This is a genomic window from Nonomuraea sp. NPDC005650 (genome assembly GCF_040605375.1).
In the GTDB taxonomy this organism is placed as follows: domain Bacteria; phylum Actinomycetota; class Actinomycetes; order Streptosporangiales; family Streptosporangiaceae; genus Nonomuraea.
Genome location: NZ_JBEXCR010000058.1, coordinates 63,077 through 76,842 on the forward strand (window position 1 = coordinate 63,077; position 13,766 = coordinate 76,842).

Annotated in this window: 12 protein-coding genes; 8 read left to right on the forward strand and 4 right to left on the reverse strand. The window is 71.4% G+C overall.

Going from position 1 to position 13,766, the window contains the following annotated elements:
- Positions 1–35: 35 nt before the first annotated feature.
- The 3 genes from ABZS69_RS58240 to ABZS69_RS58250 all read left to right on the forward strand — a co-directional run bounded on the left by ABZS69_RS58240 (position 36) and on the right by ABZS69_RS58250 (position 4,144).
- Positions 36–683 carry a C39 family peptidase gene (locus ABZS69_RS58240; protein ID WP_355390710.1) on the forward strand — a complete coding sequence of 216 codons (648 nt, stop codon included), beginning with the start codon at positions 36–38 and terminating at the stop codon, positions 681–683.
- A gap of 42 nt (positions 684–725) precedes the next feature.
- Positions 726–3,488 (forward strand): BTAD domain-containing putative transcriptional regulator, encoded by a 2,763-nt coding sequence (locus ABZS69_RS58245; RefSeq protein WP_355390713.1) that lies wholly within the window; start codon positions 726–728, stop codon positions 3,486–3,488.
- 107 nt (positions 3,489–3,595) lie between these two features.
- On the forward strand, positions 3,596–4,144 hold the full coding sequence (locus ABZS69_RS58250; protein ID WP_355390716.1) for a hypothetical protein: 549 nt from the start codon (positions 3,596–3,598) through the stop codon (positions 4,142–4,144).
- 130 nt (positions 4,145–4,274) lie between these two features.
- On the opposite strand, the gene ABZS69_RS58255 is transcribed toward ABZS69_RS58250, so the two are convergent.
- Positions 4,275–5,057 carry a hypothetical protein gene (locus ABZS69_RS58255; protein WP_355390719.1) on the reverse strand — a complete coding sequence of 261 codons (783 nt, stop codon included), beginning with the start codon at positions 5,055–5,057 and terminating at the stop codon, positions 4,275–4,277.
- Positions 5,058–5,473: 416 nt separating this feature from the next.
- Between ABZS69_RS58255 and ABZS69_RS58260 the strand changes: the two genes are divergently transcribed.
- Positions 5,474–5,869 carry an STAS domain-containing protein gene (locus ABZS69_RS58260; RefSeq protein ID WP_355390722.1) on the forward strand — a complete coding sequence of 132 codons (396 nt, stop codon included), beginning with the start codon at positions 5,474–5,476 and terminating at the stop codon, positions 5,867–5,869.
- A gap of 427 nt (positions 5,870–6,296) precedes the next feature.
- On the opposite strand, the gene ABZS69_RS58265 is transcribed toward ABZS69_RS58260, so the two are convergent.
- Both ABZS69_RS58265 and ABZS69_RS58270 read right to left on the reverse strand, forming a co-directional pair.
- On the reverse strand, positions 6,297–6,761 hold the full coding sequence (locus ABZS69_RS58265; RefSeq protein ID WP_355390725.1) for a hypothetical protein: 465 nt from the start codon (positions 6,759–6,761) through the stop codon (positions 6,297–6,299).
- Positions 6,762–6,866: 105 nt separating this feature from the next.
- The gene (locus tag ABZS69_RS58270) at positions 6,867–7,214 is read right to left on the reverse strand and encodes a hypothetical protein (protein ID WP_355390728.1); all 348 of its coding nucleotides are present in this window, start codon (positions 7,212–7,214) and stop codon (positions 6,867–6,869) included.
- 276 nt (positions 7,215–7,490) lie between these two features.
- On the opposite strand from ABZS69_RS58270, the gene ABZS69_RS58275 reads away from it, so the two are divergent.
- The 4 genes from ABZS69_RS58275 (at position 7,491) to ABZS69_RS58290 (ending at position 12,949) form a co-directional block, all read left to right on the forward strand.
- Positions 7,491–9,158: a helix-turn-helix domain-containing protein gene (locus tag ABZS69_RS58275; protein ID WP_355390731.1), complete on the forward strand. Its 1,668-nt coding sequence runs from the start codon at positions 7,491–7,493 to the stop codon at positions 9,156–9,158.
- A 460-nt stretch (positions 9,159–9,618) separates the two neighbouring features.
- A complete protein-coding gene (locus tag ABZS69_RS58280) occupies positions 9,619–10,254 on the forward strand; it encodes a LysE family translocator (protein WP_355390734.1) in 636 nt (211 codons plus the stop codon).
- Positions 10,255–11,163: 909 nt separating this feature from the next.
- Positions 11,164–11,802: an HNH endonuclease family protein gene (locus ABZS69_RS58285; protein WP_355390737.1), complete on the forward strand. Its 639-nt coding sequence runs from the start codon at positions 11,164–11,166 to the stop codon at positions 11,800–11,802.
- Positions 11,803–12,235: 433 nt separating this feature from the next.
- On the forward strand, positions 12,236–12,949 hold the full coding sequence (locus ABZS69_RS58290; RefSeq protein ID WP_355390739.1) for a TetR/AcrR family transcriptional regulator: 714 nt from the start codon (positions 12,236–12,238) through the stop codon (positions 12,947–12,949).
- A gap of 92 nt (positions 12,950–13,041) precedes the next feature.
- On the opposite strand, the gene ABZS69_RS58295 is transcribed toward ABZS69_RS58290, so the two are convergent.
- Complete coding sequence (locus ABZS69_RS58295) at positions 13,042–13,590, reverse strand: hypothetical protein (protein ID WP_355390742.1); 549 nt, start codon at positions 13,588–13,590, stop codon at positions 13,042–13,044.
- Positions 13,591–13,766: the final 176 nt, after the last annotated feature.

Consider the following 13,766-nt stretch of genomic DNA (forward strand, 5'->3'; position numbering starts at 1 on the left):
ACTTCCGTATCGCCTGCAACACGGAGAGAGACCGCGTGCGTTCCGCAAGACTCGTCCTCGGCGCCGCCCTCGCCGCCTGCGTCCTGCCCGTCGCCGCTCCCCCCGCGGCGGCGGCGCCGTTCACCGCCCGGCTGCTCCTCCCGGCCGTCGCGGGCTCGGTGGGGATCAAGGGGCAGGCGCAGCGGACGAGCTACTACTGCGCCCCGGCCTCCGCCTCGATCGTGCTGGGCGCGTTCGGCGTCAAGCTCGGTCAGGACCGGCTGGCCGAGGAGATGAAGACCAGCGCCGCGGCCCGCTCGACCAAGCGGGAGGACGCGGTGGCCGTCCTCAACGAGTACGTCGGTCCGAAGGGCTACCGGTTCCGGCTCGCGTACGCGAAGGACGATCCCGCCGCGCTGATGACGCAGGTCTCCCAGGCGGTCGGCGTGCTCGGGAGGCCCACGATCGTCGCGGTCCTCGGCAACCGGTTGCCCTGGAGCAGGAAGAAGCGCGACTTCGGGCACGCCATCGTCGCCTACGGCTACGACACCGCGAAGGGCACGGTCACCGTCTGGGACCCGAACCCGCGCCGGGGTGCCACGGGCACCCACGTGATCCCCGCCAAGGACCTCGCCGCCGTCGTCTTCGACGTCCCCGGCAAAGGGCTCGGCGGGATGTTCGAGCTGTCCAAACAGCTCCCGTAGCGGTGACGGCCGCCCCCTACCATGGGTCGGGGAGGAGGCGCCGTGGGGGTCGAGTTCGGGATCCTGGGGGAGGTCGGCGCCTGGGTCGACGGCCGGCCGATCGACCTCGGGCCCGCGCGGCAGCGCTGCGTGCTGGCGGCCCTCCTCGTCGACGCCAACCGGCCGGTCTCCCTCGACCGGCTCACCGACCGCGTCTGGGGAGACACCCCGCCGCAACGGGCCGCGGGCACGCTGCACAGCTACCTGTCCCGCCTGCGCGCCGTCATCCCCGCCGAGATCCACCGCGGCGCCGCCGGCTACCTCCTGCGGGTGCGGGAGGAGGCCGTGGACCTGCACCGCTTCCGCGCGCTGCTGGCCCGGGCGCGGGCGAGCGACGACCGGGAGGCCGCCCGGCTGTACGGGCTCGCGCTGGGCCTGTGGCGCGGCGAGCCGTTCGCCGACCTGGACACCCCGTGGCTGGCCGCCCTGCGCCACACGCTCAGGACCGAGCACCTGTCCGCCCGGCTCGACCACCACGACGTCCAGCTCAGGCTGGGCAGGCACGCCGAGCTGCTGCCCGAGCTGACCGTGCTGGCCGACCGCCATCCGCTCGACGAGCGCCTGACCGGACAGCTCCTCCTCGCCCTCTACCGCAACGGCCGCCAGGCCGAGGCGCTCGACCGCTACGAGCGCGTACGGCACCGGCTGGCCGACGAGCTGGGCGCCGATCCCGGCCCCGACCTGCGGCGACTGCACCTGCGGCTGCTCAACGCCGAGGCCGCGCTCGCCCCGCGCCCCGTTCCGGTGCCCCGTCAGCTTCCCCCGCCGCCGCCGTCGTTCGCGGGGCGCTCGCGCGAGCTGGCCGCCCTCGACCGGATGATGGCCGCGCCCGCGAACACGGTGGTGATCTCCGCCATCGGCGGCACGGGCGGCGTCGGCAAGACCTGGCTCGCCCTGCACTGGGCGCACTCCCACCTGCCCCGCTTCCCCGACGGCCAGCTGTACGTGAACCTGCGCGGCTTCGCCCCCGCCGACGCGCCCATGCCGCCCGAGACGGCGGTGCGCGGCTTCCTCGACGCCCTGGGCGTGGACGCCGCCGCGGTGCCCGCGGGCCTGGAGGCGCAGGCCGCGCTCTACCGCAGCCTGGTGGCGGGCAAGCGGATGCTGATCGTGCTGGACGACGCCCGCGACACGGACCAGGTGACCCCGCTGCTGCCCGGCAGCCCGTCGTGCGCGGTGCTCGTCACCGGCCGGCGCCAGCTGCCCGGCCTCATCACCGGCCACGGCGCCCGGCCGGTCCCGCTCGACGCCTTCGACCCGGAGGAGGCCCGCCAGGCGATCACCCGGCTGCTGGGCGAGGAACGGGTGCGGGCCGAGCCGGCCGCGGTGGCCGACCTGCTCGACCGGTGCGGCGGGCTGCCGCTGGCGCTGGGCATCGTCGCGGCCCGCGCCCGCATGCGCCCCGGTTTCCCGCTGGCCGTGCTCGCCGGGCAGCTGCGCGCGGACGACTCCCGGCTCGACCCGCTGGACGCCGGGGAGCGCACGGCCGGCCTCCGTGCGGTCTTCTCCTGGTCCTACCGGGCGCTCACGCCGCCGGCCGCGCGCCTGTTCAGGCTGCTGGGGAACGCGTTCGGCCCGGATCTCGGCGTCGCGGCGGCGGCGAGCCTGGCCGGGGTCACGAGCGGCGAGGTGCGGGGGCCGCTGGCGGAGCTCGTACGGGCGCACCTGGTCATCGAGACCGCCGCCGCCCGGTTCACCATGCACGACCTGTTACGCGCGTACGCCGCCTCGGAGGATCGGCCTGCCTCGACGCACCGCCCCTCGGAGGATTTCGACGACGAGCGGCGTGCCGCGACGCACCGCCTGCTCGACCACTACCTGCACACGGCGCACGCCGCCGCCCTGACCATCAACCGCAGCCGGCAGCCGCTGTCCCTGGACGAGCCCCTGCCGGGGGCGTCCCCGGAGAGCCCGGCGGACCACGGCCAGGCGATGGAGTGGTTCGCCGCCGAGCACCCCGCGCTCATGGCGGCCGTCCGGCACGCCGCCGACGCCGGCCTCGGCACCCGCGCGTGGCAGCTCAGCTGGACGCTCAGCGACTACCTCGACCGTCAGGGGCGCTGGCTCGACCTCCTCGCCGCCCACGGCGCCGCGCTCGCCGTCGCCCGGCGGCAGGCGGACCGGTTCGGCGAGGCCCAGTCCCGTGCCGGGGCCGGCCGCGCCCGCATCAGGCTCGGCCGGCTCGACGACGCGCGGGCCGAGCTGGAGCAGGCGATCGCGCTGTTCACCGAGCTGGGCGACCGCGACGGCCGGACCCGCGCGCACCTGGGCCTCGGCTTCATCCTCCAGAAGCAGGACCGGCCGCGCGCCGCGCTCGAACAGTTCCGCCAGGCCCTCGCGCTCCACCGCGAGGCGGGCAACGAGGCGGGGGCGGCCCTGTTCCTCAACTCGATCGGCTACCAGCTCGTGCTGCTCGGCGAGTACGAGGAGGCCATCCCGTACTGCCGGGAGGCCCTGGAGCTGCACGAGAAGCTGGACTACCGGCACGGCCAGGCAGGCGCGGGCGACAGCCTCGCCTACGCCTACCACCACCTCGGCCGCTTCACCGAGGCCGCCGGGCTCTACCGGCGCTCCATCGGCCTGTTCCAGGAGGTCGGCGACCGCTGGCACGAGGCCGAGACCCTGGTGCACCTCGGCGAGATGTACGACGCCGCCGGCGACCGCGCCGCCGCCCTCGGCACGTTCCGCCGCGCCCTGGAGCTCCTGGAGCAGCTCAACCATCCTGACGCCGACCGCCTGCGCGCCAGGCTGGCCGGCAACGCTTAGACGTTACTCGAAATGGACAAGGCGGTTACGCAGCGCGCGGTTAGCTTGGCCGGGCATCGCCACCCATTCGGAGGGAAACAGCTTTCATGGCAATATCGTTCGGCCGCATGACCCGTCCCGTCGGCCTCGGGCTCGCCGTGGCGCTCGGCGCCACGCTGTCCTTCGGGGTCGCCGCGCAGGCGTCCGCCGCCACGGCCTCGGCCCAGAGCGTCGCCGAGCAGCGGGTGAAGGTCTACGAGCTGGTGACGAAGGACGGCGGGTTCTTCTACACCAGCAACGAGGCGGAGAAGCAGACCGCGATCACCAAGCACGGCTGGTCGGTCACCCAGACCCCGCTCTACTACATCTCGCGCGCCCCCTTCGCCGGCGGCAAGCCGCTCTTCCGGCTGCGCTGGGAGAACAAGGCCTCCTACATCGTCACCGGCTCCGTCGCGGAGCGGGAGTCGCTCGTGTCCTCGGGCAAGTTCCGCTACGAGGGCATCCTCGGGTACGCGCCCGCCGCGGCCTCCCCCGGGCAGACGGTGAAGATCTTCCGCCTGTCGAACAACAACAAGTGGCGCCTCGCCATCGACTCGCACACCGACAAGATCCTGGCCAACGAGCCGGGCTGGAAGCTCGACGGCCCGCTGTTCAACCAGTTCACCACGGCCGGCTGAGCACTCCGCCCTCGTCGAACGGGGCGCGCCCGACCACGGGCGCGCCCCGTTTCCCGAACGGGGCGCGCGTTTCCCGAACGGCGGCCGCCACACCTCCAGCTCATCTCAGCTCAGCTCATCTCAGCTCATCTCATCTCAGGCACAGCTCCAGGAGCGCCCCCGCCCGAGGCGTGCGATCGATCCACACCTCGCGGCCCCGGCGCTCGCGGGCGACGAGCCGCGCCGCGACCAGCCGGTCGCAGTGGAACGTGAGGCTGCTGGGCGGCATGTTCATGCCGCCGGCCAGCGTGGTCATGGTCATGGGCCGATCGAGCGTACGCAGCAGCTCCGCCCGTACCGGTCCCACCAGCTCCGTGAGATCGTCGCAGTCCGTACGCCACAGCCTGCCGGCCGTGGGGATCGGATACGCGATCCACACCGCCGCCGGGTCGTCCAGCCCGACGATCAGCGAGTCCTTGCCCGCCAGCATCGGCACGAGCACCAGCGGCCGGTCCCCCAGCTCGTGGACACCGGCCGCGACCCCCTCGATGACCAGGCCGTTCGCGTCGCGGACGAGCCGCCTGGCGAGCGAGCCGAGCAGCGCGTCGGCGCCGCCGCGCACGCTCGTGACGCCCACCCGTGCGACCTCCCTGTCGAGGAGCGGGCGCGCCCTGCCCCACAGCGGCTCGGCGACGGCCCACACGTCGGCCAGCGCGCCGGCGTACCCGCGCAACCAGCGATCGGGCTGGTCGGCGGCGGCGCGCCAGTGCGCGGGCAGCGGCCCGAACGCCTGCTCCAGATCCTTGAGCAGGAGGTCGGGCGGCATGTCGTGCAGGCGGTCGATCTGCTCCTGAACGGAGACGTCATCGACCGGGGGGCGGGGCACGATGCTGTCCGGCACCACCGAGTAGCCGGGTGCGCCCAACGGCCGCACCGCCTCCTTCGACCGCCAGCCTGCCCGCGACTGAATCGCCCGTCGCCACGATTGGGGCAGACCGCGATATCGGCCCGCGAGCGCATCCGTGATCATGGCGAGCACGGTCAAACTCGGGGAGAGCGACACCGAAATTCTCGGCGTCGCGGATATTCGTATTTCTGTCCGTTCCGGCGTGCTGAATATGTCCGACCGCCAATCACTCGTCCCGTACGTTCCACTGTGCCGGGCCGGTCTTGCACGGATCGTGTGGGTTCTTTGAATCCCCTGCTCACCTCGGTGATGCCCGGGCGGGGATCGCCGGTCGGGAAGAAGTAAGTACTGATGTCTAGGCGAAAGGCGGGCTCCCGGATATGGTGCGATACGGGCAAGCCATAACAGTGCATCGTCTCCGGATTCCGATCGGTGGGCACCGCATGCCGGATCTGACGTTCGCCATTCAGAGATTGCCGGGCGTGAGCGTGATCTCGGTGGCCGGCGAAGTCGACGTCTCCACCGCCGGGCAGCTCGATCGACATATCCGCGACAGCAGGCGGCAGCCCGGCGAGCACGTGGTGATCGACCTCAGCGAGGCGCAGTTCATGGGCAGCGCGGGCCTTCGTGTCCTGCTCAACACCCACGCCTTCGCCCGCCAGCACGGGGGCAGCCTGCACCTGGCCGCCCCGGATCCGAAGCTGGCACGGATCATGGAACTCACGTGGGCGCACACGGTCCTGCACGTACACGCCACGGTGGAAGAGGCCGTACTCGCCGCCCTGAGCGGGACGTCCCGCGCATCACTCGGCTCCGTCGACGCCGGCGACCCTTGCTGAGGCTGTATTCCCTCCGACCCGCTCCAACCGCACGCGGCCAAGACCGAACAACGCACCCTGACCACCCGCACCCAGCAGCAAGCCACCCCAGCCCCGACCGCCGGCACCACCGGCCCACAACCGCCACCCGAACCACCGGCCCGAAACCGACCGCCCAAACCACCGACGTACCCGCCCGAAACCGGCCACCCGAACCACCGGCTCGCAACCGCCCGCCCGAACATCGACGTACCGGCCCGGACCGTCACCCCGCACCCCGCACCCTGCGCCCCGCACCCTGCGCCCGCGCCTGACCTCCTCGTGGCCTGCTCACCGGAGCCCGATCCGCTGTCGCAGTCCCGTTGAGCCCTTGCCCCTACCCCTGTGAGCCAACGGGGTCTTCGCGTGTTGGCGCAGCCGACCGCCGTCACGGCGAGGGCAGGGAGAATCAGCAGCTCACACCGGCGATCCAGAATCTCTCGTCGTTGTGGACCCTGATCCATATCTCGGAGTGGGGGCGTTGGCCCGCCCGCGCCGACCTTATCCCCCCGCTGTACCAGGTGACCGTGCAGCCGACGTCGACGAGAAAGGCATCGGTGTCCTTGAAGTACCTGCTCGAACTCTGTCCAGGCTGGAGCCAAACATAGGACGGGTCTCTGTGGTGGCCATTGCTGTAGCAGGGATGGTCGCCCACCTTCCGTCGGCCGTCGCCACACCAGTCACGCGAGATCAGGATCCGCTTCTTGGCATGATTGTCGACTTTTCCGCAATACGGCTGCTTGCAGTTGCGACCGGCGTGCGCAGGTTCGGCCGTCATCAGGGCCTGCATCGACAGCCCACCGACTATCAGAGCTGCGACCATGGCCATCCGACGGCCGATCCCAACGCCTCGACTGGTTCTCAGTGACTTCATGTCGCTCTCCCTCGATCTTGATGAGTTACCGGGTGGCCGGAGTCCGGCCGTTCGGCCCGCGTGACCGCCGCCGCCATGGTGGCGGCGGCGATCACGGAACCGACGTCAGAAGGAGTACGTCGGGAAGAGGGTGGCCGAGCCACCCTGTATCCAGGCGGTCGGCCGCACCCACTGATAGCTGGTCTGGTTGCGTGCCCCATAGACCCCTCCCGCCCAGGAGGCAGAGCAGTTGGTCAGGCCCGAGGACGGGTCGTAGTAGGAGCTGCCGTTGTCGTGCCGCCACTCCACCGCGGCTCGCGCGCACTTCCCGTTGCCCGGGTTGTTGTCCCAGACGTAAAGATCGACGTAGTGGGCGCCATCGCTGGAGCGGCGGAACAGGCAGCTGTCGATGCGGGCCTCGCCGGTGCGGTCAGACCCTTGCCAGCACTTCACGGCGGAGTCGGTGGATCGCACGATCGGCGGAGGCTGAGCGGGTTCGCCGTAAGCCGCGGCAGGCGGCGCTGCGCTCGTGATCGCGGCCCCGGCCAACGCGGTTGCCAGAACCACTGCGGCAGTTCGTCCCATTGTGCATCGTTCCCTTCTGAAGCAAGTGGCTGATGTCACTGACTGTGCGGAGGTCACCTCTCTGCGGCAACGGGATCGCGTCCGGTGGGGACGGCTGGGACGTCAGACCGCCTCCGACCAGCGGCCCCTGGATCAGCCTGGGACGGTGTGAAACGATCAGGGACGATGGCTCTTCCGACGCTTCTGCAGAGCTTGAAGGAACGCAGCGGGCAAAGTTACGCCGATCTCGCCCGTAGGACGTACATCAGCAGTTCGACCCTGCACCGTTATTGCACGGGCAAGGTGCGGATCCCCGACGCCGGGCTCGTCACGCGGATCGCCCAGGCCTGCGGCGCCAGCGAGCAGGAAGTCCGCGATGCCGTTCGCGCGTGGGCACTCGACGGCGAACGCCCTGACGCCACCGGCGGCGGTGCCGCCGTGCCTGCTGATGCCGCGCCGGAGGAGGAGTCCGGCGCCGACGTTGAGGCGGCAGCGGCGTTACCACGGACGGTGCGACCGGGCCACACGCCGATGACCAAGCCGGTGACCAGGCAGGTGACCAGCGCGGTGGTCGCGGCGTTGGCCGTGGCGCTGGGGACGGCGTCGTCTCAGGCGACGCCCGGGGCCGCCCCCGTGCCGGCCCGGGCGCAGCCGGCGAGCGGTCCCAGTTGGGTGGTGGCGCCTGAGCGGGTGGAGCCGGTCAGGTTCGGTGTGACGATGAACACGAACACCGGGGAGATGCCGGGTTTCCGGGTCGGGGCCGTCCGGTTCTGGGACAGCCAGACGCGGTGGGCCAATCTGGAGCCCCGCCGGGGCGAGTATGACTGGACGGTGGCGGATCGGCTGGTGACCGCCGCCCGCCGTGCGGGACTGCCCGCCCTGTTCGTCATCGGCGGCACACCGGCGTGGGCGGCGCCTGCCGCGCCGCGCATGGCCTACCCGGACGGCGCCCGGGCGGCTGCGCCGGACGACCTGGCCGACTGGGAACGGTTCGTGCGCACGCTGGCCGGACGTTACCGGGGCCGGTTGGAGGGCTACGAACTGTGGCCGGTCGGCAACGACTCCCGGTTCTACACCGGCGACGTGGCGGGCCTGGTCGAGATGACCCGCCGGGCGAGCCGCGCCATCAAGAAGGCCGATCCTGGGGCGATCGTGGTATGTCCCGGCATGGGCCGGTTGTGGAACAGCGAAGGGCGTGCCTTTCTACGGCAGTTCGCCGAGGCAGGAGGATATGCGTACTGCGACGTCGCGAGCGTCAAGCTGCACCAGCGATCGCCCGCCGATCCCCCGGAGACCATGCTGGCGATCCTGGACGTCGCCTACCGCACGTTGCATCAGGCAGGGGTGCATCCCCCGATCTGGAGTACGGGGACGACACACGACATCGTCCTGCAGGGACAACTGGACGAGGAACGTGCGATCGACCACGCGGTCCGCTTCTACCTGACCGGTCTGTACGGCAGCGGCACCGGCGACCTGCGACGCACGTACTTCTACGCCTGGGGCACCAAGAACCTGCCGATAGTTCTGCAGGCCGAAGGCGGAGCACCCACCCGGGTGGCGCTGGCCGTGGAGCAGTTGCAGCGGTGGCTCGCCCACGCCCGGGTGCGAGCCTGCGGGCAGGGCGCCGCGATCCGCCTGCCGGCCAACGTATGGCAGTGCGAGTTCACCGTGCCGGACGCCATAGGCAGGCCTCAGTCCGCCGTCCTGCGCTGGACCCATGCCGGCACCGCGTCCACACCGGCTCCACCGGGCGCCACCCAGGTCCACAGGCTGGACGGAACCTCCGTGCCGCTCGCCCCCGGTGACTTCCTCGACGTCGGGACCCGGCCTGTCCTCGTGACCAGCCGATAGCAGGTCGGGCCGCATCGTTGTCCAAGCAGCCATGGACTTGTGGCGTTCGCCGCGCCGGCGCGCTCGGCTGCCCATTTCCTGTATGCCGCGGTGAATCCGATCTCGCTTCAACCGGCTGCGCGTCCCACGGGGCTTCATCGAAGTCTCTGGAGCCGCCTGCTGCTTGACGACCACGACCTCGACAGGGAGATCGCCACACCGCGGATGACGACGCTCGGCGTCACTCTCGTCTTGGCGTTCGAGGCGGCCTGTCCCGCCGTCCTCGATCGGCGAAGCCCTTGGCCACGCGCCTGGTCCCCGGCACTGACCGCCGTCGGCACTTCCCCTGGGGTGGTCATCTGGCTGTCCAGCGGAGGCAGGGAGGCCGCGGCACTCTCAACTCTCCTGGAGTACGACCGAGCCGGTCTTCTTATCGCTCGCAGGGGCGGGCTCTGGCGTGGACATTTGGGATAATTCACCTATGCCGATCGACTCACACCTGCTGGTGCTCTTCACTCTGACCACGATCGTCGCCATGATCACTCCCGGGCCCGACATGCTGTTCATCCTGGGCTGCGGGATGCGCGGCGGTCCGCGTGCCGGTCTGCTGGCCACGGCAGGGGTGGCCACGAGCGAGGCCGTCCACGTCGCCGTGGCGGCCGCGGGACTGGCGGCTCTCTTCGAGGCTGTGCCGGTGGCCTTCACCGTGGTACGGATCGTCGGAGCCGCGTACTTGATCTACCTCGGCGTACAGATGCTCCGTAACCGCAAGGGGGTCGAGAGCGAGATGCCCGTGGAGGCCGGGGGTGGGATGTCGGGCCGCCGGGCGTTCGCCAGCGGACTGCTGACCAACCTGCTGAACCCGAAGATGGTCACCTTCACCATCGCCTTCCTCCCCCAGTTCATCAACCCGCAACTGGGCCAGGTGTGGCTGCAGTTCGCCATCCTCGGGGCCATCCTCATCGCGCTGGAGTTCGTGGTGGACGGCGCGGTCGGAGTGCTCGCCGGGCGGATCGGCGGCTGGCTGCGCCACCGGGCCGCCGCCCGCCGCCGCGTAGACGTCGCCACGGGTGGCATCTTCATCGGCCTGGGGGTGCGACTGGCCGTCGACCGGTGAGCCCACCGCGCGCACCGGCACCGCGTGTCAGTCCGTGACGAGCAGGTCCTCTGCTCTCACCCACCTCCGGTCCGGCGGCTGGTCCTGGTGGCGGGCGTAGCGGCCCGGCCTCGGGCATCGTGCGCAGGTCCACGCACGCAGGCGCCGGCAGGCGCCCGACACCGGCGACGCCACTGGTCCGGTGACCTCGCCACCACGAGCGTGCAGTGCCCTCACCACCACGCGACCAGCAGCGACGTACGTGCCCGCCGACCTCACCGCGACGCGACCGCGGGGACGCACCACCGCTGACCTCGCCACCACAAGCGTGCAGTGCCCTCACCGCCGCGCGACCAGCAACGACGTACGTGCCCGCCGACTTCACCGCGACGCGACCGCAGGGGCGCACCACCGCCGGGCGTCCCCGCGCCATGACGACCGCCACCCGTCATCGCCAGCACGCGAACGCCCGCCCCTTCGAACGGGGGCAACGGCCCTTCCGAAGACGGACTCCCACCGCTTCCGACACGGGCAACCACCGCCCGAAGACGGACGCCCGCCGGTTCCGACGCAGGCGACCGACGTCCCGAAGACGGACACCCGCCGCTTCGGACACGGGCGGCCGCGGGTTCAGGTGCGGGTGCGGGCAGCCGCTCGGGACGGTGACGGTCGCCGTTTCGGAGTGCGCGTGACGGCTGCCGTTTCGGGGTGCTCGTGACGGGGCGATGAACGTCGTTCCAACGTTGACGGGCGTGCCAATGGCCGCATGACTGCTCATGTCAGGAATCGCCCGACGCCTCCCTACGAGCTCAGCAAACCTGGCCATATATGGACTAATGCGGACAATGACACGGTCGAGGTGCCCGCCCTCCTCGCCCCTGACCGGTGTCTGTGGCCGGCCGAGGACGGCGGCAGAAGGGCCGACCCCTCATGCACCGCGACCGCGTGTTACCTGCCGCCCTCACCGTTGCCTGCGCCGCCGCGCTGACCCTCACGGTGACCACCCAACCCGCCGCCGCGATCCCCCCGAACATCCCCTCCGCCGGCACCGCCGCCACCCGCCTCGCCGAGCTCACCGTGGCGGCCGAATCTCACGGCAGCACGTACGACCGCGACCTGTTCCCGCACTGGATCACGGTCAGCGGCTCCTGCAACACCCGCGAGGAAGTGCTCAAGCGCGACGGCACCAACGTCGTGACCAACTCCTCCTGCGCCGCCACCTCCGGCTCCTGGTACAGCCCGTACGACGGCGCGACCTGGACCGCTGCCTCCGACGTCGACATCGACCACATGGTCCCGCTCGCCGAGGCATGGGCCTCGGGCGCCTGGGCGTGGACGACCGCCCGCCGCCAGCAGTTCGCCAACGACCTGGGCGGCCCCCAGCTGTGGGCCGTCACGGACAACGTCAACCAGTCCAAGTCGGACCAGGACCCGGCTGAGTGGCAGCCGCCTCGCACCGCCGAACGCTGCCGGTACGCCCGTGCCTGGATCCAGGTCAAGTGGTACTGGGGGCTGAGCACCGACAGCTCGGAGAAGGCGGCGCTGGGCAGCATGCTCACCTCCTGCTGACACGCCGCCTTGTCGGAGGCTCGTGGTGCTCGTGCGCCCACACGCCTCCATCCGACCCGGAGCCCACCTCACGGACCTCTCGTCGGCCGCCCTCCACGGCCGGCAGGCGGGAGGTCCGGCGGCGGGTCCGGCGGCGGGTCGGGGGCTGGCCCTCCCAGCGGTGGCAGCCTGAGTGACGACGTCCCAGACGGCCACGTCCCCGACGGCAGCACCCAGACGGCCGCGGCCCGGAGGCGACTGCTCGGAGCAAATGGCTCGGGAGCCGATCGGTCGGAAGCCGATTGGTCGGGACTCGATCGGTGGCAGGCAATCGGCCGGGAGTTGATCCGTCGAGAGTCGATGCGTCGCAAGCCGAACTGTCTCAAGCCGAACCGTCGGGAGGTGGCAGGTCGGGCAGCGGGAGGGCAGGGGTGGTGGGCGGTAGGTTGGGGGCATGCCGCGTGACACCCTGACCCGGGACCAGATCGTCCGGGCCGCCGTCTCGGTGCTGGACGCCGAGGGTGTGGACGGGCTGAACATGCGGCGCCTGGGCACCCAGCTCGGAGCGGCGGCTACAGCGATGTACTGGCACGTCAAGAGCAAGGACGAGCTGGTCGTGCTGGCCGCCGACCACGTGTGGGACGAGATCGAACTGCCCGACCCCGCCGAAGTCGGCTGGCGGGAGGCCGCGGCGGTGCTGGCCGCCGGGGCGCACGGCATGCTGGGCCGCCACTTCTGGATGCTCCCGGCCATGAGCACCCATCTCATCCACGGCCCCAACAAGGCCCGCTACGACGACCGTTGCCTGGCCGTCTACGAGGCCGCCGGGTTCAGCGGGCCGGATGTGGACCAGGCGGCGGCTACCGTGCTCATGTTCGTCATCGGCGCCGCCCAGGGCGAGGCGGCGGAGCTGGCGTGGCGGGCCCGGCTGCGCAGGGCCGGGGCGGACGAGGAGCAGCAACTGCGCGACACCATCGCGCGCATCAGCGAGATCGCCGAGCAGTTCCCCCGGTTGCGGGCGCGCACCACGCCATCGGTGGAGGCCGTCCCTCCGCTGCCGGACGAGGACTCGTTCGAGTTCGGGCTGCGCACGATCCTCGACGGGCTGGAGGCGCGGCTGGCGGCGGCTCACACGGCCAACACGGCTGGTGGCGGCCAACACGGCTGACGCGGCTGGTGGCGGCCAACACGGCTGACGGCTGACCGGGCTGACGGAGCTGACCGGGCTGATGGCTTACGGGGCGGATCGGGCTGATGCGGTTAATGGACGTACGCGCTCGCCGCCGGAGTCGCCAGCAGGGCGATGACGGCCAGCGAACCCGCGGTCGTCAGCACGAACCGGATCACGAGCAGCGGGCGCAGGATCGCGGGGAACGCCTCGGCCGCCGCGCGCGTCACCGCTCTCCCGTCGAGCTCCCGCACGCCCGGCTCCTCGGACTTCTTGAAGGCCGCCTCGACGTACCGGCCCGCGAAGACCTGACTGCCGGTGACGAACCCGCCCGCGATCATGAGGACCCCCGCCGCGATCCACGACAGGATCCGGCCGGTCCCGCTCCCCGCGAGGCCGAGTGAGGCCAGCGTCGCCAGGGCGGCGGAGATGGCGAGGGGGAACAGCAGCTCCACGACGCTCTCCGCGAACTTGACCCCGTGCCGGGCGAGCACGCCGGCCGGCAGTCCCTGCCGGGTCACGACCGCTTCGGCGGCGCGCTGGGCCCGCTCTCCGTGGGTGTGGACGATGACGGGCATGACGAGGAACAGCACCGCGAGCGCGTACTGCAGCGTGGACGCGATGACGACGGAAACCGGCACGGGACCCTCCAAGGCAGACTTGCACAATGTTCAAGTCCGACAGTAGGCGCGACTTGAACATTGTGCAAGTGCTACCCGGAGGGTCAGCGGTAGGCGGTGGCCTGGAGGGTGTAGAGGTCGGCGTAGAGGCCGTTGAGGGACATCAGGGTGTGGTGGTCGCCCTGTTCGGTGATCTT

What these genes read in the sequence shown, in the direction of transcription:
- ABZS69_RS58250 (WP_355390716.1), top strand. Translation starts at nt 3,596, where the DNA reads ATGACCCGTCCCGTCGGCCTCGGGCTCGCCGTGGCGCTCGGCGCCACG.
- ABZS69_RS58260 (WP_355390722.1), top strand. Translation starts at nt 5,474, where the DNA reads ATGCCGGATCTGACGTTCGCCATTCAGAGATTGCCGGGCGTGAGCGTG.
- ABZS69_RS58265 (WP_355390725.1), bottom strand. Translation starts at nt 6,761, where the DNA reads ATGAAGTCACTGAGAACCAGTCGAGGCGTTGGGATCGGCCGTCGGATG.
- ABZS69_RS58275 (WP_355390731.1), top strand. Translation starts at nt 7,491, where the DNA reads ATGGCTCTTCCGACGCTTCTGCAGAGCTTGAAGGAACGCAGCGGGCAA.
- ABZS69_RS58280 (WP_355390734.1), top strand. Translation starts at nt 9,619, where the DNA reads ATGCCGATCGACTCACACCTGCTGGTGCTCTTCACTCTGACCACGATC.
- ABZS69_RS58285 (WP_355390737.1), top strand. Translation starts at nt 11,164, where the DNA reads ATGCACCGCGACCGCGTGTTACCTGCCGCCCTCACCGTTGCCTGCGCC.
- ABZS69_RS58290 (WP_355390739.1), top strand. Translation starts at nt 12,236, where the DNA reads ATGCCGCGTGACACCCTGACCCGGGACCAGATCGTCCGGGCCGCCGTC.